At 40.2% G+C, this 21,235-nt stretch carries 19 protein-coding genes; 2 read left to right on the top strand and 17 right to left on the bottom strand.

From position 1 onward, the window contains the following. Positions 1-25: 25 nt before the first annotated feature. The 9 genes from mnmA to guaA form a co-directional block, all read right to left on the bottom strand. Entirely contained in the window at positions 26-1,213 is a 1,188-nt protein-coding gene (gene mnmA / locus ABFU83_RS04950) for a tRNA 2-thiouridine(34) synthase MnmA (RefSeq protein ID WP_136401233.1), read from the bottom strand. Between the two features lie 58 nt (positions 1,214-1,271). After that, a complete protein-coding gene (locus ABFU83_RS04945; protein WP_347069355.1) occupies positions 1,272-2,018 on the bottom strand; it encodes a hypothetical protein in 747 nt (248 codons plus the stop codon). Between the two features lie 115 nt (positions 2,019-2,133). Continuing rightward, positions 2,134-4,029: a membrane protein insertase YidC gene (yidC, locus tag ABFU83_RS04940; protein WP_347069354.1), complete on the bottom strand. Its 1,896-nt coding sequence runs from the start codon at positions 4,027-4,029 to the stop codon at positions 2,134-2,136. Between the two features lie 31 nt (positions 4,030-4,060). Then, positions 4,061-5,677 carry a CTP synthase gene (locus tag ABFU83_RS04935; protein ID WP_347069353.1) on the bottom strand — a complete coding sequence of 539 codons (1,617 nt, stop codon included), beginning with the start codon at positions 5,675-5,677 and terminating at the stop codon, positions 4,061-4,063. Positions 5,678-5,779: 102 nt separating this feature from the next. After that, positions 5,780-6,016, bottom strand: a complete 237-nt coding sequence (locus ABFU83_RS04930; protein WP_347069352.1) for a DUF3820 family protein — start codon at positions 6,014-6,016, stop codon at positions 5,780-5,782. After that, positions 6,016-6,456, bottom strand: coding sequence for a DUF805 domain-containing protein (locus tag ABFU83_RS04925; RefSeq protein ID WP_347069350.1), 441 nt, complete (start codon positions 6,454-6,456; stop codon positions 6,016-6,018). Before ABFU83_RS04925 ends, ABFU83_RS04930 begins: the two co-directional genes overlap by 1 nt. After that, entirely contained in the window at positions 6,456-6,857 is a 402-nt protein-coding gene (locus ABFU83_RS04920; protein WP_347069349.1) for an OsmC family protein, read from the bottom strand. The genes ABFU83_RS04925 and ABFU83_RS04920 overlap by 1 nt, the downstream gene beginning before the upstream one ends. After that, a complete protein-coding gene (locus tag ABFU83_RS04915; RefSeq protein ID WP_347069348.1) occupies positions 6,857-8,857 on the bottom strand; it encodes a LysM peptidoglycan-binding domain-containing protein in 2,001 nt (666 codons plus the stop codon). Before ABFU83_RS04915 ends, ABFU83_RS04920 begins: the two co-directional genes overlap by 1 nt. Before the next feature lie 75 nt (positions 8,858-8,932). Beyond that, positions 8,933-10,462, bottom strand: a complete 1,530-nt coding sequence (gene guaA / locus ABFU83_RS04910; RefSeq protein WP_347069347.1) for a glutamine-hydrolyzing GMP synthase — start codon at positions 10,460-10,462, stop codon at positions 8,933-8,935. Positions 10,463-10,755: 293 nt separating this feature from the next. Here guaA and ABFU83_RS04905 point away from each other — a divergent pair, with 293 nt between their 5' ends. Next, positions 10,756-10,959 (top strand): hypothetical protein, encoded by a 204-nt coding sequence (locus tag ABFU83_RS04905; RefSeq protein WP_347069346.1) that lies wholly within the window; start codon positions 10,756-10,758, stop codon positions 10,957-10,959. Positions 10,960-11,013: 54 nt separating this feature from the next. Here ABFU83_RS04905 and ABFU83_RS04900 read toward each other — a convergent pair whose 3' ends face one another. Then, positions 11,014-11,703: an SIMPL domain-containing protein gene (locus ABFU83_RS04900; RefSeq protein ID WP_347069344.1), complete on the bottom strand. Its 690-nt coding sequence runs from the start codon at positions 11,701-11,703 to the stop codon at positions 11,014-11,016. Positions 11,704-11,752: 49 nt separating this feature from the next. Further along, the gene (locus ABFU83_RS04895; protein ID WP_347069343.1) at positions 11,753-12,391 is read right to left on the bottom strand and encodes a rhomboid family intramembrane serine protease; all 639 of its coding nucleotides are present in this window, start codon (positions 12,389-12,391) and stop codon (positions 11,753-11,755) included. Between the two features lie 110 nt (positions 12,392-12,501). On the opposite strand from ABFU83_RS04895, the gene ABFU83_RS04890 reads away from it, so the two are divergent. Beyond that, positions 12,502-13,413 (top strand): lysophospholipid acyltransferase family protein, encoded by a 912-nt coding sequence (locus ABFU83_RS04890; RefSeq protein ID WP_347069342.1) that lies wholly within the window; start codon positions 12,502-12,504, stop codon positions 13,411-13,413. 19 nt (positions 13,414-13,432) lie between these two features. On the opposite strand, the gene ABFU83_RS04885 is transcribed toward ABFU83_RS04890, so the two are convergent. From ABFU83_RS04885 to ABFU83_RS04860, 6 genes are all read right to left on the bottom strand, one after another. Then, on the bottom strand, positions 13,433-14,926 hold the full coding sequence (locus ABFU83_RS04885) for an aminotransferase class V-fold PLP-dependent enzyme (protein WP_347069341.1): 1,494 nt from the start codon (positions 14,924-14,926) through the stop codon (positions 13,433-13,435). A gap of 154 nt (positions 14,927-15,080) precedes the next feature. Further along, positions 15,081-15,827, bottom strand: coding sequence for a succinate dehydrogenase/fumarate reductase iron-sulfur subunit (locus tag ABFU83_RS04880; protein ID WP_347069340.1), 747 nt, complete (start codon positions 15,825-15,827; stop codon positions 15,081-15,083). Between the two features lie 16 nt (positions 15,828-15,843). Further along, complete coding sequence (locus tag ABFU83_RS04875) at positions 15,844-17,760, bottom strand: fumarate reductase/succinate dehydrogenase flavoprotein subunit (RefSeq protein WP_347069339.1); 1,917 nt, start codon at positions 17,758-17,760, stop codon at positions 15,844-15,846. 13 nt (positions 17,761-17,773) lie between these two features. Next, a complete protein-coding gene (locus ABFU83_RS04870) occupies positions 17,774-18,430 on the bottom strand; it encodes a succinate dehydrogenase cytochrome b subunit (RefSeq protein ID WP_347069337.1) in 657 nt (218 codons plus the stop codon). A gap of 16 nt (positions 18,431-18,446) precedes the next feature. After that, complete coding sequence (locus ABFU83_RS04865; RefSeq protein WP_347069336.1) at positions 18,447-19,877, bottom strand: anion permease; 1,431 nt, start codon at positions 19,875-19,877, stop codon at positions 18,447-18,449. Between the two features lie 26 nt (positions 19,878-19,903). After that, positions 19,904-21,076: a porin gene (locus tag ABFU83_RS04860; protein WP_347069335.1), complete on the bottom strand. Its 1,173-nt coding sequence runs from the start codon at positions 21,074-21,076 to the stop codon at positions 19,904-19,906. Positions 21,077-21,235 lie beyond the last annotated feature (159 nt).

Genomic DNA, 21,235 nt, shown 5'->3' with positions numbered 1-21,235 from the left:
GTTTTCGGGGATTTGAAAACGCAATTTAAGAAATTACTCCCGAACCAACTAATTCTTCTCCAATATGCCATGAGACAAATTGCCCCTCTGTTATGGCCGATTGTGGCTCTTCGAAAAGGACATACATTCCGTCTTCAAATTGGAATAAGGTTGCTTTTTGTAATGGTTGCCGGTAGCGGATACGCGCCATCACTTCCATTTTTTCACCGGCTTTTAATTTCAAATCCTCACGAATCCAGTGCACTTCCGGTTGTTGGATAAACAAGGCTTTTTTAAACAAACCGGGATGGTTGTTCCCCTGACCGGTATAAATCGTATTCGACGTAACATCGGTAGCAATGATAAACAACGGTTCTTTTGTACCGCCAACATTCAAACCTTTACGCTGACCGATTGTAAAATAGTGCGCGCCCTGGTGTTTTCCAACCACTTTCCCCAATTCGGGTGTATAGGCTATATTTTTAGATAAATAGGCCAATTCTTCTTCCTGCGAAGCGAATGTTGGTTGTTCCTGATGGTACACCGGACTATCGGCATCCACTTCAAAAATTAATCCTTCTTTCGGTTGTAATTGTTGTTGTAAAAACTCCGGTAGGCGTACTTTTCCGATAAAACAAAGTCCTTGTGAATCTTTCTTTTCAGCCGTAACCAATTCCATGCGCGCTGCAATTTCGCGTACCTGCGGTTTGGTTAATTCTCCGATAGGAAACAAGGATTTAGCCAGTTGCTCCTGCGATAACTGACATAGGAAATACGATTGGTCTTTATTCCCATCGACACCCGCCAGCAGTTGATATACTTCTTCTCCGTCTTTTTCAAGGATTCCTTTACGACAATAATGTCCGGTAGCCACATAATCGGCACCAAGACTTAACGCAATTTTCATAAAGACATCAAACTTGATTTCGCGGTTGCAAAGTACATCCGGGTTTGGGGTTCTCCCCTTTTCGTATTCGTTAAACATATAGTCTACAATACGTTCTTTATATTGTTCACTCAGATCGACCGTCTGAAAAGGAATTCCTAATTTTTCGGCGACCAAAAGCGCATCATTACTATCTTCCAGCCATGGGCATTCGTTCGATATTGTTACCGAATCATCGTGCCAGTTTTTCATAAAAAGGCCAATCACTTCATAGCCCTGCTCTTGTAAAAGATAGGCTGCCACACTCGAATCCACACCACCGGAAAGTCCTACGACTACTCGTTTCATTTATTTATTCTCCTTCTTTTTATATTGATTTTCAGTTATTTTCAGCAAAAGTACAATATTATTCGGTTTTGCTTTTTAATTCGGTTGGTTTCTTCTTTCCGTCCGAATCGGTAACCATTTTAAACGTCATATCGTTTACCTTTTTCGCATTGACTTCCTTAACCAGTTTATTTTTTTCGTAGAATTTCCAGATTCCGGATTTTTTACCATTTTTAAACTGACCGCGAACGGTTACTTCATTGGCGGCATTGCGATAGATAGACGGTCCGTCGAATTGATCATTAAGATAACCCGTTTCTTCAATCACCACTCCTTTATCGGAATACTTTTTATAAATCCCTTGCTTGACCCCGTTCACATAGGTTACTTCTTCGGCAATCGCACCATTTGGGTAGAAAGTCTTTCGTATACCGTCTAATTTTCCGTTTTTATAATACTCCAGTGTCATCACCGGTTTCCCCCCTTTGTGGTAAATTTTCCATTCGCCTTCGTGTTCTTTGTTAACAATTTTCCCTTCGCTTACCTTATTTCCTTTCTGATCGAAAAAAATACTGTAATTAGACCCATCGTTGGCTGAAAAATCACGAGTCCCAATAACCGGACCTGCTTTGGTGTTGTCGAAATATTTAAAAACACCTGTTTCTTTACCATGATCAAATGTTCCTTCATAGCGCGGGTACTTAGTATCTTCATAAATACCTTTCCACAATCCGTGACGTTGACCTTTATCGTCGGTTTTATTGATTTCCTGTGCGAAAGCTACAGCAGAGAATAAAGAGCATAGCGTTAAAAATGTTGTTTTCATAGTATTGGGCTTATCCAAAATTAAAACGTAAAATCCTGAAAATAATTTTATAATGTCGGTTTGCTAATTTATCAAAAGATTGTACAAAAAAAGCATCCGTGATGGATGCTTTTTTTTATTTTTTGTTGCCCTTGGCATTTTTCTGTGCCTCGGCCTGCTCCATCATTTCCTGCATTTTTCGTTGAAACTTACTCTGTTTCTGAGGTTTCGTCTTATTTTCCTGAATCTGAGCATGGATCTTCTCTTCGTTAACAATGTAATTCTTGATAACCAACATAATACCAATTGTGATGGTGTTTGAAATAAAATAGTACAAACTCAAACCAGAGGCATAGTTATTAAAGAAGAACAACATCATAATAGGTGAAACATAGATCATGATTTTCATGATTTTGCTCATATCCGGCATTCCTTCCTGTGGTGGCGTACTCATTGCCTGATCTCCGGTTGTCATTTTCATATAGAAGAAAATCGCAACAGAAGCTAATATCGGGAATAAACTCACGTGGTTTCCATAGAATGGAATATAGAATGGTAAATGTAATACCGAATCGTATGATGATAAGTCATCTGCCCAAAGGAAACTCTTCTGTCTTAAATCGAAATAGGATGGGAAGAACTGGAAGAGTGCGTAGAAAACCGGAATCTGCATCAGCGCCGGCAAACAACCTGCCATTGGGTTTACACCTGCCTTATTGTACAGTTTCATCGTTTCCTGTTGTTTTTTCATCGGATCTTTACCGTATTTCTCGTTTAATTCGGCAATCTCCGGACGCAATACTTTCATTTTCGCCTGCGACAGGTAGGATTTATACGTTACCGGTGACATCACCAAACGCACTAAGATCGTAAAGATAATGATCGCGATTCCGTGAGGGATATAATCGCTCAATACGTTGTAAACCGGGATAAATACATAACGGTTGATCCAACCGAAGATTCCCCATCCCAAAGGCATGATTTCGTCTAAATTCTTATTGTATGAATTTAAGATATTATAATCCGATGGACCATAATACCAGTTCATATTATAGTTTAATTCTCCGTTTTTAAATTCCAACGGTAATTTTGCTACAAAGTTTTTAGTATAAACCGTGTCGATTTTTTCGTCGTGAACCAGGTTTTCCGACTTTAACTGAGCCGTTTTAAACGGTGTATCGGTTAATAAAATCGATGTAAAGAAATGTTGTTTAAACGCCACATACGTTACAGCTTCAGCCGATTTCTCGTCTAGTTTACTCGTCGCACTTAGCGAGTTGTCTTTTCCGTTTTCGTATTCGTATACCAAATCGGTATAACGGTTTTCGTAGCTTACACTTTTCTCGTTACGGAACGATTTTAACTGCCATTCCATATCCAACGGTTTCGCTGTGTTTACCACAGAACTCAACCCTTGCGAACGGATCGCGAAATCCATCATGTATTCTTTTGGTTTTAATACATAACGGTATTCCAGGAATTGATTCGCACCTGCTTTTAAACGCATGGTTACAACATCGTTAGCGCCTTCTTTGGTAACGGTTGGTTCGAAATAAAGGTCTTTCGTATTTAAAATACGATTGTCCTGCGTATGGATTTGTAAGTTCAGGTTAGCATTGTTTTGCTGAATCAAAGCCACCTGTTTTTTAGAATCTTTACTGAATTGCTCAAAACCGTTAATAGTTGCTTCGGTGATATAACCACCTTTGTTCGCAATTTTTAACGTTAAAACGCCATTGGATACTTCCGTAACGTTTTCTTTAGCCGACGGCAATGACGCGCTATAGGCAAAAGCTCCTAATGAACCCTGTAACGCTTTTACGCGAAGAGAGTCCGTTTTGGTGGTATCAGCTATTACTTTACTAACAGCAGTTTCCCTGGCTTTTTCCACTTTTTCAGTTTTCGCTTTTTCAGCGTCAGCAGCCATGGATTTTTTCTCTTTCTCGATGTTGTTAAACATCATCCAGATCATCAATCCGGCAATCAAAACAAATCCTACAATAGATTTTGCGTCTAATTTCTTTTCTTCCATTCTAATGTTTACTATTTACGGTGTTGCTTTTTTAGCAACCAACTTTATTCGTAACCGCCGCTTGTACAAAATGTACAAATAACGGATGCGGATTGGCAACGGTACTCTTGTATTCCGGATGGTACTGAACTCCGATAAAGAATGGATGGTTTTCCAATTCGATAACTTCTACCAGTCCGGTGTCCGGATTCACACCCGATGCTTTTAATCCTGCATTTTCCAGAACTTCCATATAATCGCCGTTAAATTCGTAACGGTGACGGTGGCGTTCCAAAATATTGGTTTTCCCATAAATGGAGTGTGCCAATGTATTTTCTTTTAAAGTACATTTCCAGGCGCCCAAACGCATGGTTCCTCCTTTATCGGTAATATTTTTTTGTTCTTCCATGATACTGATTACCGGATATGCCGTGCTTTCGTTCATTTCGGTCGAATTGGCATCCACATAACCCAGTACATTTCTGGAATATTCGATCACCGCCATTTGCATACCCAAACAGATTCCGAAAAACGGAATTTTGTTTTCACGGGCGTAGCGTACGGTTTCAATTTTTCCTTCAATTCCTCTTCCACCAAATCCGGGTGCTACTAAAATACCATCCAGACCTTTTAGCTTGTCGGCTACCGTTCTTTCGTCCAAATGCTCGGAGTGAATGCTGATCACGTTCACTTTTGTTTCATTGGCCGCTCCGGCGTGAATAAAGGCTTCCAGGATCGATTTATACGAATCCTGTAATTCTACATATTTCCCAACCAAACCGATGTTAACGGTGTGCTTCGGGTTTTTCAGTTTGTGCAAGAACTCATTCCATTGTGACAAATCCGGAGTATTTTTTTCCGGTAAGTCCAGTTTTTTTAACGCTACGCGATCCAATCCTTCTTCGAGCATTAAATTTGGTACGTCGTAAATCGTAGAAGCATCGATCGATTGAATCACTGCTTCTTTTTTAACGTTACAGAACAAAGCCAGTTTCTGACGTAAATCAGACGATATTTCATGTTCGGTTCTACAAACCAGGATATCGGCTTTGATTCCGCTTTCCATCAGGGTTTTAACCGAGTGTTGCGTTGGTTTTGTTTTTAACTCACCCGCAGCCGCCAGATACGGAACCAATGTCAGGTGAATCACAATTCCGTTGTTATCGCCCAATTCCCATAATAACTGACGAACCGATTCGATATACGGTAAGGATTCGATATCTCCTACTGTTCCACCAATTTCAGTGATCACTATATCATAATCGCCGGATTTCCCCAGCAATTGCATGCGTTCTTTAATTTCGTTGGTGATATGCGGCACCACCTGAACCGTTTTTCCTAAAAACTCACCACGACGTTCTTTTTCGATTACCGAAAGATACACTCTACCGGTAGTGACGTTATTGGCCTGCGATGTCGGTACATTTAGAAAACGTTCGTAATGTCCTAAATCCAGGTCTGTTTCTGCACCATCATCCGTTACATAACACTCCCCATGTTCGTAGGGATTTAATGTCCCCGGATCCACATTAATATAGGGATCGAATTTCTGGATCGTCGTTCGGTAACCTCTTGCCTGTAATAATTTAGCTAAAGAAGCTGCGATAATTCCTTTTCCTAAGGAAGAAGTCACACCTCCTGTAACAAAAATATATTTTGTCTGATTCATTGTGTTGTTGTTTGTTGTAGTTGTGTAAAAAACTTGGCAAAAGTACAATTATAAATTGAGAATTAATAACGGTACCCTGACAATTATTCGTTAATAAATCGGTTACGGTTTTGGGAAATTCCTTCTGATGTTTCGCACCAATTCTTCCAGTCCGTTTAGTTTTAATTCGTATACCAACTGTAGTTGTTCGCCCAGTTGTCCTTTTGGAAAACCTTTATTGTGATACCATACGACATAATATTCGGGCAGGTCGATAAGAAAACGCCCTTCGTATTTTCCAAAGGGCATTTTGGTATGCGCTATTTTTATTAGTAATTCTTTTTGTTTATCCGGAAACATTACTCTATTCCTATTTGGGAAATTGCACTTCTGCCTGGTGGCATTTTTGGATCTTCTCCATAATCGTTTCTTCCGTGGTCACCGTACAATACCATATAATATAACAGCATAAACGATCCAAACGGAATCAAACAAATCAGGTACATCCAGCCGCTTTTATTCACATCGTGCAATCTTCTTACTGTAACAGCCAGTGACGGAAGAATTGTCCCCAAAACATATACTATCAACAAAATGGCCATCAATCCTCCAAACATTTCAGATTCCGAACCAAGACCCACAAAAACTCCCATCCATAATGAAAACATAACAATTATATGAAACAGCATAAAATTCCAATATTCCGCACGTCGGGCTCGGCCGGAAAAGGTAGCATAATTATCCAGCATCACTTTTCTCCACCAGTCTAACATATTGTAATCTTGTTCCTTCTTAATCATTATTTCCAGTTAAAGGTTATTACTTTTTTGATATCCGGATTTAAACTCAAATACACCGGACAGGTTAATGCCGTTCTTTCCAGAATCGTTCTGGTTTTAGCATCGGCTTCGATATCCATATGGAAAACCACCTGAATTTCTGAAATTTTACGGGGTTCGGCTTGCATGATTTTGGTTACTTCGGCTGTCGATCCGGAAAAATCCACCTCCATCGAACGGGCCTTAATTCCCATAACGGTAAACATACAACTCGCCAAAGCATTGGCTACCGTATCGGTTGGTGAAAAGGCTTCTCCTTTTCCGTTATTATCTACCGGCGCATCGGAAATAATTTCACTCCCGGATTGTAGATGGATAGACGATGTTCTTAAATCGCCCAGATAGGTTACTTTTGAGGTCATTATTTTGCTTCTTTAACGGTTAAATCATCGTTGTAATTCATAATAAACACACCGGTATTGTAGTAACCACCACCCAAACTGGTATAGTCAAATTTATTTTCCACCTGTTCGGAAGCGTTTTCATTCACCGATTCTTTAAATCCGTTTTCCTGGAACATACGCACAATTACGTCGAACGTTACATCGAAACCACGGGTTGCAAAACGGTTCGGGAAAATATTGTTTTTCTTTTTAAAGGTATTGGCAAAAACCAAAGCCTCCGGTGTTTCGTTATCTTTGGTAACCGACGGATACAATAAGCGTAGTTTGGTTAAACGACTCAACGGAATTTCATCAAAATCCAGCGTTTCGTTTTTCTCTAATGTTACCAGTTGTACCTGGAATTGCGATAAGGCACTCACCAAAACATTCAGCGAATTCAATACCAATGTTTTGCTTTCGGTTTCCAGAATTACAAAATTCACTTTATCGGCTTCCATCAGGCTTTTGATATTTTCCAACGTAACCGCTCCTTTTTCGTTTAATTCCGCCAATCGTACCGATGGGTAATTTTCTTTTAGAAATTGTCGTGAAGAACCTTTTTTCGGATCGACAATTGCAATAATGTTTCCATTTTTAGATTGCATATAATCGAACATCTTGCGTTTTACATCATCCGAATTGGGCATCGATTGGAACAGGTTCGAATAGGGTTTTCCTTTTTCGTTCGACAATGGCGAAATCACCGGTGTATTGTACTGACTTAACAAGTTTGCAGTATTTTCCACATTTGACTGGAAAAACGGACCGATAACGGCATCGGTATTCGAAAAATTGTTTTTATCAATAACTGCCGCAACAGCCGAGTTGTTTTTCGTTTCTTTCGAATCAAAAATTCGGACTTTAACCGGTAATCCCAGTGCGCGCGCCGAATCGATCGCCATTAAAGCACCGGCATAAAAATCCAGTGTCATGTTTAGGAATTTATCCGAACGCAATCGTTCCTGAGTGGTACGTACTGAGTCCGAAGCAATACGATCCAGATTAAACGGCATAAACAATACCAATTCCTTTTCGTTGTCTTTTTTCAGCGTTTTTACGATATCAACGGATGTTTTATTTCCTTTAACCTCGTCAAATTTAGACGTATTCGGCATTTTCAATTGCATTCCCGCTTTCACTCCGTCTTTTAATTCCGGGTTTAACGCCACAAGCTGTTCTTCCGACAAACCGGACGATTTGGTTAAACGGTACATGGTTTCCTTTGGTTTGACCTCGTAGGTCATGTATTTATTGTTTACAGCGACTTTTTCGATTTCTTTTTCTACGGTTTTCGGAACCGCCGGAACATTTTTACTCAATCTAAGATTGTATCCGATTTCCAGATTCTCTTTGATCGCCGGGTTCAAGTCTTCCAGTTCCGAAACCGATAATCCGTATTTTTTAGCGATTCCAAATTTGGTTTCTTTGGCTTCCACTATATGATACGAGGTTTTACCATTGGTTGGCACAAGTGATTGTTTCACTTCCTGAACCGTATTTTTAACCGGCTCTTTGTCTGTTTTTGGTACACTAATCGTTAATACCTGACCAATTTTTAATCCTTCTTTTTCGACAGACGGATTGCTTTTATAAATCGCTTCAATAGAGGTTCCGTATTTTTTTGCGATACCGTATACTCCTTCTTTTGGTTCTACCGTATGTGTGATGGTTTTAGTCGCAACCGCTTCTTTGACCTTATCTTTCACCACCTCTTTAACCGGGGCTTTTTTATCATCTGTTTTAGCAGCAAGCATTTTGCCGGCACCTGTCGGAACCAGTATTTTCGTATTTTCCTTTAATCCGTTTTGCGAATCGGGATTCATCCGATAAATATCATAAGGCGTTACACTGTATTTCTTGGCAATCTGCACTACCGTTTCTCCTTTTTCTACCTTATGTTCGATGTAATTTTTGGTTTGCGCAAAGGCAACATTCGACAGGAACAATCCTGAAATTACAACAGTTACAAAATGTTTCATACTACTTTTTTTACGCGAATAAGTCGTTATAAAGTTAGAATTTTATAACGACTTATTCAGAATTTACTTTTCTTTTTATTCCCACTCAATAGTGGCTGGCGGTTTAGAGCTGATATCATAAACAACCCGATTTACCCCTTTCACTTTATTGATAATTTCGTTTGATATTTTCATCAGGAAATCATATGGCAAATGCACCCAGTCAGCCGTCATTCCGTCGGTCGATTCCACCGCACGTAATGCCACCACTTTTTCATAGGTACGCTCGTCTCCCATAACTCCTACGCTATTTACCGGAAGGAGAATCGCTCCCGCCTGCCATACCTTATCATATAATCCGTGTGATTTTAAACCTTCGATAAAGATCGCATCCACATCCTGTAGAATCTGAACTTTTTCCGGTGTAATATCCCCTAAAATACGGATCGATAAACCTGGTCCCGGGAATGGATGTCTTCCTAATAAATCCGGACTGATTCCCAATGTAGCGCCTACTCTTCGTACTTCATCTTTAAACAACATTCGAAGTGGTTCTACGATTTGTAATTTCATATAATCCGGTAAACCACCCACATTATGGTGTGATTTAATTGTAGCCGATGGTCCTTTAACGGATACCGATTCGATTACATCCGGGTAAATCGTACCCTGAGCCAGCCATTTTACATCTTCGATCAGATGGGCTTCATCATCAAATACTTCAATGAACACACGTCCGATAGTTTTTCGTTTTAACTCCGGATCTTCAATTCCTGCTAACTCAGTCAAAAAACGTGCCGAGGCGTCTACTCCTTTTACATTTAATCCCATTCCTTTGTATTGTTCCAATACACTTTCGAATTCATTTTTACGTAAAAGTCCGTTATTCACGAAGATACAGTATAAGTTTTCACCGATTGCTTTATTTAACAATACGGCTGCCACGGTGGAGTCGACACCGCCAGAAAGTCCTAAAACCACCTTGTCACCCTTGATTTTCTCGCGCATTTCTTCCACGATTTCCTCTACAAAGGCTTTTGGTGTAAATGTTTGTGGTACTTCAGCAATTTTTACCAGGAAGTTTTCCAACATTTGTTTTCCATCGGTCGAATGGTATACTTCCGGGTGGAACTGAATGGCATATGTTGTTTCACCTTCAATACGGTAGGCTGCGTTTTCCACATCTTTGGTACTGGCCAGGCGTACACCGTTCGTTGGTAATTGTTTAATCGTATCGCTATGGCTCATCCAAACCTGACTGTTCAATGCTACTTCATCAAAAAACAATTCATCGTCTTTAACAAAAGACAAATTGGCGCGACCGTATTCACGGATATTGGAAGGCGCTACTTCGCCACCGCTAAAATGTGCCAGATATTGTGCACCGTAACAAACGGCTAATAACGGCATTTTACCTCTGATTTGAGACAAATCAGGATGTGGAGCGTCTTCTGATCTAACGGAATACGGGCTACCGGAAAGGATAACCGCTTTATAACTTGATAAATCACTCGGAAAGTGATTGTAAGGAAAAATTTCGCAGAAAATGTTTAATTCGCGAACTCTTCTCGCAATAAGCTGTGTGTATTGCGACCCGAAATCTAAAATAAGTACGTTGTGTTGCATGTGCAAAAATAGACAATTCTTGAAAATTGAAAAATTTAAACGATCGAAAAAATGTAAAGAAATCGTATTCAAATGTTTACAGAATCATTTTCACCCAATAGTAGTCGTTTTCGCTGCTAAACCCGGCATATAAACCTGACAGGTTTGCGAAACCTGTCAGGTTTAAAACTCACAAAGACCTATTTTGGATGACCCTTTTCAGTAAAACAAAACGGGATAATTTTGGCCGAAAATGTCCTAAAGGATTTCTGGAAATACACTTTTAATCCAGAAAAAAAGCCGTAACTTAGGCTATGAATAAAGCCAAACTATATAAAATCATCGATTTGCTAGACGAAATCCGTGCCGTAAACGAAATGATCCAGTTACACCTAAATCATAACGATGGCGCTATGATGCTAGGTCAATATCAGCATCGAAAAAATCGATTGATTGAAGACTTGGCTTATGAAATAGATCCAAACAAATCGAAAACAATAACTCTTTCAGGTTTATAAATAAAAAAACGGCTTCAATGAAGCCGTTTTTTTGTTCTTATGTAAGACGCTTTGTTAGTCTAAAGCGTAGTTGATCGTTACGTTTGCTGTTACTTCGATTTCACCGATAGCCAATGTTTCTCTTGACATTTCCGTATCAGCCGACATTTTCATGGCCGCCATATACGGTCTTGGGTAATAGGTCGATGAATTATCAGACACTAAAATCGCTTTCCCCATTTTCTGGTTTAAAGCACCGGCATAATCCTGTGCTTTAGCTTTAGCATTCTGAACTGCTTTTACACGTGCCTGTGATTCGTATTCTGCTACTTTTGTCGATCTGAAATCTACTCCGTTGATCACATTGATACCAGAATCTACTAATCCTAACATCACCGTATCGTATTTAGACAAATCTTTTAACGTAATCGAAATCGTCTGACTTGCTGTAAAGTAATGTTTTTTCTTTTCGTAATCGTAGGTTTTGTTTAATTGTACCTGTTTGGTTTGAAAATCCGATTCCGGTAATTTCGATTTTTTCAGGTATTTGATCACCGCGTCGATTGCGATATCATTTTTCTTTTTCACATCGGCAGCTTGCTCGCCGGTATTTTCCACTCCTACGCTAATGATCACATAGTCTGGGGTTACTTTAATTTTCCCTTCTCCGGAAACAATTATCTGTGGTTGTGTTTTCATTTCCTGTGCGTTTGTTGTAACGGTTGCCATAAATAAGGCTACTGCGAATACTGCTAATTTTTTCATTTTTGTGCTTTTAAAGTTAAATCGTATAAATCAAATGTGATGCCAAAATTTATAACTTTCCTGTTTTCGCCAGAAAAAACAGGATAATAATTGGTATGGCCAACAGGATTACCATAAGGGTATTTTCGGTTAACATTTCGGGTACTTTGGCAATTGTGATCACATAGCCGCCAATTGCGCCGCCAAAATGCGCCACATGTCCAATATTGTCGTTTTTGGCTTTCATTCCATAAATCGAATACAGCAAATAGCCAATTCCGAACAAATAGGCCGGAACCGGGATAATAAAATACAATCCCAACGTCATATCCGGACGCAATAATATGGCCGAATACAATATTCCCGTAACCGCTCCCGAAGCGCCAATTGCCCGGTAATAATAATCGTCTTTATGAAAATATAATGTGAGTAAACTGCCACACAACAAACTTCCGATATAGATGATCAAAAACGAAAGCGTACCCAAATCATGTAGTACCACCGGTGCAAAAAAGAAAAGGGTTATCATGTTAAAAGCCAAGTGGGCAATATCGGCATGTAGAAAAGAAGATGAAAACATTCTGATCTGTTCTCCGGCACGAATACTACCGATATGAAATTCGTATTTTCTAAAAAAAGCCGGATCGTTAAATCCTTTAAAACTTACGATTACATTAATCGCAATAATCACTAACAATACAGGATCCATGCTGCTCTATTATTTTCTTTGTGTAAAAATACACATTGTTTGTTTAGGTAATGTTAATTTGGAATGGTAAAAATATTTTTAAAAGGTATATTTGTAAAAAATAATTAAAAATGCAGTTTATACTCTATATAATAGCATACCCGTTTTTATGGTGTGTCTCTATGCTTCCTTTCCCTGTTTTTTATCTGCTTTCGGACTGTATTTATTTTATAGTATACCATGTTATCGGATACCGAAAAAAGACCGTGCGAAAAAATTTAGCCGATACTTTACCCCATTTATCGGAACAGGAACGCCGTCGTATTGAACGAAAGTTTTTCCAGCATATGTGTGATATGTTTTTGGAAATGGTAAAAACAATGACCATCTCGGAAGCCGAAATGAAAAAACGATTTGTTTTTACCAATATCGAGTTGGTACAGGAAATGGAGAAAAAAAATAAAAGTATCATCATGATGTGTGCCCATTATGCCAGTTGGGAATGGTTGATCATTATCGATAAATACATTAATTTCAGAACATTTGCCGTTTACAAAAAAATACAAAACAAATATTTTGACAAACTAATCCGTGATATTCGTTCCCGTTTTAATTCGACGGTAATCGAAGCCAAAGAAACCGTCGATGGCATTCGTCGCAACGAAATCAATAATGTAAAAGGATTCTACGGATTTGCGAGTGATCAATCGCCGCAATTACACCGTACAAACTATTTCGATACTTTTATGGGAATCAATGTTCCGGTATTTACCGGTGCGGAAATGTTGGCTAAAAAACTGGATTTATCGTTGGTTTTTGTAAAAGTACAAAAGGTAAAACGAGGTCATTATCAAGCCACTTTTGTTCCATTATCTGAAAATCCAAAGGAAATTCCGAATTACGAAATCACCTCAACTTATTTGCGAATGGTTGAAGCACAAATTTATGAAGCGCCGGAATTTTATTTGTGGACACACAAACGCTGGAAACACCGTGACAAACAATCGGATCGATCGCCAAGAATTAAAAAAGCCCTGACATAATCAGGGCTTTGTTTTTTTTTTATAGTTGAAACCAGTTTTCTACCATTTGTTTTTCGGAATGCAACGCTTGCTTATGAACAAACTCATTTGATTTTTTGTTGTATTCATAATCCTTGCTCCATTCTTTATGATTTTCGGCCAAAGCTTGTAAGCTATTACAAACATACTCTACCTCATCGGTCGTGGTCGTCGGGTGAATGGACATACGAATCCATCCTGGTTTTTCGATCAAATCACCCGAAGTAATTTTATCGGTAAGATAATGCGATGTTTCCTGATCAACGTGTAACAGATAGTGTCCGTACGTACCGGCACAACTGCAACCGCCACGGGTTTGAATACCAAATTTATCGTTTAGTATTTTTACGCCCAGATTAAAATGCAGTTCGTTGATATAAAACGAAACCACCCCCAAACGATCTTCGTGTTGTCCGGCCAAAATATTGATATTCGGTACACTTTTTAAACGTCCAAAAACCTGTTCGATAATTTCATGTTCGCGTTTCAGTATATTATCAATCCCCATTTGTTCTTTTAGCTTCACAGCTAAAGCGGTTTTGATTACCTGTAAAAAGCCGGGAGTACCACCGTCTTCGCGTTCTTCGATATTATCCAGATATTTGTGTTCGCCCCAAGGATTCGTCCAACTCACAGTACCGCCACCCGGGCAGTCCGGGATCATATTTTTGTATAGTTTTTTATTAAATACCAACACACCCGACGTACCAGGTCCGCCCAGGAATTTGTGTGGCGACATAAAAATGGCATCCAGATACCCTTCCGGATTATCGGCCGGATGCATGTCAATTTTTACATAGGGCGCCGAACAGGCAAAATCGACAAAACAAACACCATTATATTCGTGGATCATTTTCGCGATTTCGTGGTAAGGCGTTCGGATTCCGGTTACATTAGAACAAGCCGTAACGGAAGCGATTTTCAACGTGCAATCTTTGTATTCTTCCAACAGAGTACGGAAGCTGTCCAGGCAAATCAATCCCTGCTCACAAGCCGGAATCACTTCCACTTTTGCAATGGTTTCCAGCCAGGATGTCTGGTTGGAATGGTGTTCCATATGCGAAATAAAAACAACCGGTTTTTTCTCGTCCGGTATTTGGGTGTATTTCTGAAGATTTTCAGGAACTTTTAATCCTAAAATACGCTGAAATTTATTAATCACACCGGTCATTCCCGAACCATCCACAATCAGAACATCATCCTGATTACTATTTACGTGTTTTTTAATGATATGACGGGCTTCATGATAGGCCATCGTCATCGCTGTTCCGGAAACTGTTGTTTCGGTATGCGTATTGGCAACAAAAGGTCCAAAATCGTTGATCAGTTTTTCCTCGATCGGACGATACAAACGTCCACTGGCCGTCCAGTCGGTATAAATAATTTTTTGTGTTCCGAAAGGAGATTCGAATTCCTGATCAATACCGATAATATTTTTTCGGAATTGTTGGAAGTACTGTTCTAATGTTGTGGGTTCCGTCGCTGTTGTTATCATTATAAAAACTATTGAAATGCAAATTTATAATTTATAACTACTAAAACTGTTAAAAATAACCTCGAAATAATCAGAACTAAATTATAATCCTAAAAAAAGATGGAAGTCTTAACCTCCATCTTTCCCCTTTTTAGAAATATATAACAGTGTGCGTCTACTTTTTCAGGATTTTCGCCCGGTTGTATTCGTAATTCATCTGCGCGATATTGAGTACCGAAATACTTTGCGGACATTCCACTTCGCAGGCTTCGGTATTCGAACAATGTCCGAAATCTTCGCTATCCATTTGCTGAATCATATTTAGTACCCGATGCTGTCTTTCTTCTTTTCCCTGCGGTAATTTCGCCATATGCGAGATCTTAGCCGAGGTAAACAAAGCGGCACTTCCGTTTTTACAGGTCGCCACACAAGCGCCACAACCAATACAGGCAGCCGAATCGAAAGCAGATTCTGCTGTTTCGTGATTGACAGGAATACTGTTCGCTTCCGGAGCCTGTCCTGTATTGACCGATACAAATCCACCGGAAGCGATAATTCGATCAAAAGCACCACGATCGACTTTCAGATCCTTTTTAACCGGAAAGGCTTTGGATCGGAACGGTTCGATGACAATCGTTTCGCCATCCTTAAACTCCCGCAAATGCAACTGACAGGTCGTGGTGTTTTTTAGCGGACCATGTGCCAGTCCGTTTATCATCACGCCACATTGTCCGCAAATTCCTTCCCGACAATCGTGATCAAACTCAACGGGTGTTTCATCCGAAAGTACCAGTTTTTCGTTAAGCGTATCCAACATTTCCAGGAACGACATATGCGGATTAACGTCTTCCAACCAATAATCGACCAGTTCTCCCTGTGTATTTTTATCTTTTTGTCTCCAAATTTTCAGGTGTAATTTCATAGCCTTTTCCCTTTAATTATTTGTAGCTTCTTACAATAGGTTTTACATTTTCGAATACCAACGGTTCTTTATGCAATGTAGGTTCGTTGTCCTCCCCACTCCATTCCCAGGCGGAAATAAACTGAAAATCAGCATCGTTTCGCATAGCTTCTCCATCGGGCGTTTGGTATTCTTCGCGAAAATGTGCACCGCAGGATTCATTTCGCGTTAAAGCGTCGTAGCACATCAATTCTCCAATTTCCAGATAATCGGCAACGCGACCGGCTTTTTCCAGTTCGGCATTCATTGTGTCGACTGTTCCCGGAATATGGACATTTTCGTAGAACTCTTTTCGCAACTTTTTGATTTCGGTAATGGCAAATTGTAAACCGGATTCATTCCGCGAAAGTCCGCAATAGTCATATAACAGCTTACCTAATGTTTTATGGTAATAATCGACCGTTTTGGTTCCTTTAGAATGGACAAAACGCTCCAACTGTTCTTTTACCTGTTTTTCGGCTTCATCGAAAGCCGGATGATCCGTTGGAATTTTTCCGGTATGAATTTCACCCGAAAGGTAATTTGCCATCGTATAGGGTGCGATAAAATAACCATCGACCGAGGCTTGCAATAAGGAATTCGCCCCCAATCGGTTGGCACCATGATCGGCAAAATTGGCTTCGCCCAACGCAAAAAGTCCCGGAATGGTCGTCATCAGTTCATAATCGACCCAAAGTCCGCCCATAGAGAAATGCGCTGCCGGCGAAATCATCATGGGTTCTTTATACGCATCGATTCCGGTAATTTTCCGATACATATCAAAAAGGTTTCCATATTTTTCCTTGATCTTAGCGACACCTTGTTCCCGGATTGCTTTGGAAAAATCCAGATAAACGGCATTTTTAAGTGCGCCTACGCCAAATCCGGCATCGATACGCTCTTTGGCCGCACGGGAAGAAATATCCCTCGGCGCCAGATTTCCAAAAGCCGGATAACGCCGTTCGAGGTAATAATCGCGTTCTTCCTCCGGAATAGCGTTTGCTTCGCGTTGTTCGTTTTCTTGTACCGGTACCCATATACGTCCGTCGTTTCGCAGGGATTCCGACATTAACGTCAGTTTCGATTGATAATCGCCCGATTGTGGCAATGATGTCGGATGAATTTGTGTCCAACTCGGACTCGCCATCAAGGCACCTTTTTTATGCGCTCTCCAGATAGCCGAACCGTTGCATCCCATTGCCAACGTCGACAAATAATAAATTTTACCAAATCCGCCGGTAGCCAGCACCACCGCATGCGCTGCATGTCTTTCAATTTCGCCGGTATCGAGATTTCGTACAATAATGCCCCTCGCCTTTCCGTCGATTGTTACCAGATCGAGCATTTCATGACGGGTAAACAATTGTACCGTTTTTTTATGCACCTGACGCATTAACGCCTGATAGGCTCCTATCAATAATTGTTGTCCCGTTTGTCCGCGGGCATAAAACGTCCGACTCACCTGTACGCCACCAAAAGAACGATTGTTCAGGTAACCACCATACTCCCGACCAAACGGAACGCCTTGTGCTACGGCCTGATCAATCAGATTTAACGAACACTCCGCCATCCGGTATACATTGGCTTCTCTGGCTCTGAAATCGCCTCCTTTTAAGGTATCGACAAACATCCGGTACACACTATCACCGTCGTTTTTATAATTTTTAGCCGCATTGACACCACCCTGAGCTGCTACAGAATGTGCCCGTCGCGCACTATCCTGAAAACAAAACGATTTGACGTTATAGCCCATTTCACCCAACGAAGCGGCAATCGAACTTCCCGCCAATCCGGTTCCCACTACAATCACATCGATTTTTTTTCGGTTGGCCGGATTAACCAGTTTGGCATTCTTTTTATAATTGGACCATTTTTCTTCGAGCGGTCCTCCCGGTATTTTAGCATCCATATTCATATCCCATCATTTTTTATTTAGCATTTAGAAAGTAGACATACACCGGAATAATGGCAAATCCAAGGCTGATCATCAGCGAATAGCCGATTCCGAAATAACGGATCCATCGTACAAATTTGGGATGAAATATACCCAAAGTCCGGATGGCACTGAAAAAACCATGCAAAAGATGATACCCCAATGCGATCATCGATATCACATAGATCACGACATACCATCCTTCCTGATAAGTTGTCACAACCAATGTATAGAGGTCTTTATTTCCATTGGCATCCATTGGTAAGGCTCCGAATTTATATTCGTACCAGAAATTTTTAAAATGAATGATCAGGAAAAGCAGTAAAACCGTTCCCAATACACCCATATTCCGACTGTACCATTTACTGGCTCTTGCGCGGTTATCCGTTTTATAAGTTCCGCCCGACTGTTTGTTTTTCATCGTAATAATCAAAGCATACAGTGCATGAAGTATAATTGAAGCGTACAAAACATAGGAAACCATTTTGATAAACAGATTTCCCGATAAAAAATGCGAATAGGCGTTAAACTGTAATTGTGCTGTTTCGGCCGGCAGGAATAGTTGCAGGTTTCCCAAAAGATGGATGATCAGGAAAAAACACAAAAACAGCCCCGTCAGGCACATCAAAATTTTTCTTGTAAGTGATTGCATGCTATATTCTTTTAAATTAATAGTAACCGATAATTTTCATCCATAGTCCGCCAATGGTCATATAGATGAGTAATAAGATCAGACCGGTTTCGAGCCCGCGGAGCCACCAGCTTTTTAAATCGACATAACCGCTTCCGAAGAATACCGGTGCCGGCCCGTGACCGTAATGCGTTAGTGTTCCGTATAACGAACCGATAAAACCCAACATAAAAGCCAGTAAAAGCCCCGGAATACCCATCGAAACACCTACGCCTAGCAAAGCCGCATACATCGCTGCCACATGCGCCGTAGCACTCGCAAACAAATAATGACTGAAAAAATAAACCAGAATGATCACCGGAAAGGCAATCTGCCAGCTTAAATCGCCAATCTGTACTTTTACCAGGTTACTAAACCATCCGATAAAACCCAATTCATTTAGCGAACTGGCCATCATTACCAAAACCGAAAACCAAACAATCGTATCCCAGGCTCCTTTTTCCGATTTAATATCTTCCCAGGTCAATACAGACGTCAGTAATAGCATAATCAAACCGATAAAAGCCGTTGTTGTTGCATCAATTGAAAACAAATCTCCGGTGATCCATAAAAACAACAAAATGAAGAACGCCAGTAACATTAGCCATTCGTTACGGGTAACCGGTCCCATTTCTTTTAGTTTTTGAGCTGCCATTTGTGGAGCATCGCCCGTTTTCTTTACTTCCGGCGGATATAATTTATACAACACGAACGGAATCACAAAAAAAGAAACCAATCCCGGGATAATCGCCGCAATGGCCCACGACATCCAGGAAATTTTAATCCCCAGATCGGCTGCAAACTTCTGACACATCGGATTACTGGCCGTTCCGGTTAGAAACATCGACGACGCGATAAGGTTCATATTATAACTGTTCAACGTGAGAAAGGAACCAAGCTTGCGGTGCGTTTCCGGTTTATCGGGTTCGGATCCAAAACTAATCGCCATCGATTTCATAATCGGATAGATGATCCCCCCACCACGTGCCGTATTACTCGGAATTGCCGGTGCCAGGCACAAATCGGCCAGTCCTAATCCATAGGCCAATCCGAGGGAACTTTTTCCGAATATCCGGATAAACAAAAAGGCTATTCGGTTTCCCAATCCGGTTTTAATAAACCCACGGGCGATAAAAAACGAAATTCCGATAAGCCAGATGACTTTATCGCCAAACCCTCTTAGTGCCAATGTGATGGATTTACCGGCTTCACCCGGTGCCAACACCTGCGAAAATGCCGTGATCCCGATGGCAATCATACACATCGTTCCCATTGGAGCCGCCTTTAGTATAATTCCTAAAATAGTGGCTACAAAAATGGCAAATAAATGCCACGCCTCGGGAGTAACGCCATCTGGTTGCGGAATCAGCCATAAAGCAATACCGGCAGCCAAAGTGATCAAAACTCTGGTAATGTTAACTTCTTTCATGGGGAGCAGTTTTATATTAATATTTTTTAAAGGCGACTCTGTACCTGTAGTAATAACAGGTTATTGTTATGCGTAGTCGTATCGTCGATGGTATGCTTATAACGATCGATTTGTAATCCCAACTGAATCCGGGCTCCATAATCTTTCAGGAATTCGAATCCGAGCATCGGCACAAGTGTCTGCCGAACATTGGAATTGATTCGGAAATTGGAATCCATATATTCATAACGACAGGAAAACTCGATTGCACTCAGTTTTTTATATTTGATTTCGTACCGTAGATTGGGCAGAAAATAAAAACCGCGTATCTGGTAATTACTGATATACGGTGTGCGTTCGTCTACTGGTAGTGAAAAATACAGATTGTGATTAATGGCTTGTTTGGCTTCCATTTGGGTTTCGAAAAACAAGCGATCTGTGAGTTGAAAATCGGCCGTGATATCGGCACCAAAAGCGTATACTTCTTTTTTGAAAACCTCGCCAAGTCCTGCGTTTAATCCAAAGTTGACATTGTTCTTTTTAGACAATCCCATTACAATCCGGGTCGAATATTGTTTCCCGTTATCTTTGTCCATTTCCTGATTCCGACCGTTTCCGTTTACTACCGAAAAAGCATAGGTAATGGGTAATTTACCAACATCAAGAGCACCCGTTAATGAGGCACCGATCTGAAAACTGGTCCAACCATTTTTTCCAAATTCATAATACTGATTCGAAAAATCCATTGATTTGATAATATCGACCGGATAGGTCTCTTCGATACCAAACCAGGGACGAAACTGGCCAACAGTAATCGCAAAATAGTTATTAAACGTATATTTGAGATAGGCGTTTTCGAGTACTTTATTTTTTGGGTCTGATTTAAAGTCGGCGAGATTAACCAATGCCACAACTTCTGTTCGTTCTGATATTTTGGCTCTGACCTGTGCCCGCATTCTTTTAATATCGAAAGAATTTTGGGTAACATTGCCATCGGAATGGTGTAAACCATTTAAGTCCACATTATCGGTAAGTCCTACCAGATAACGTGCCTGAAAAAGGCCTTTAAACTGAACTTGTGGGTATTTTACCGGAGCGGCAACCGGAACCGGAGCTGGCGGTATTTTTAGGCTATCGGTATTTTGAGCCAACAGGTTATAGGGCAGCAAAAAAAGGAATAAAGCTTTGGCTAGTAATACGTTAACAATTTTATTATTCATAGTGACGAATTTAGAGCCTCGTAGGTATTAGGTATTTACCTTACAAGGGAAATTGTTATCACTATAAAATTAACAAAAAAATTATAAAAAAATACCTTACAAAATATTTTTTTCAATTTTAAATATTCACTGTTAAAAACAAAACAATTTGTTACTAAA

Origin of the sequence: Flavobacterium sp. WV_118_3 (assembly GCF_039778605.1) — a bacterium.
Classification (GTDB): Bacteria; Bacteroidota; Bacteroidia; order Flavobacteriales; family Flavobacteriaceae; genus Flavobacterium.
Note: the sequence above shows the minus strand (reverse complement) of the source record. Positions and strands in the feature narration are given on the sequence as shown.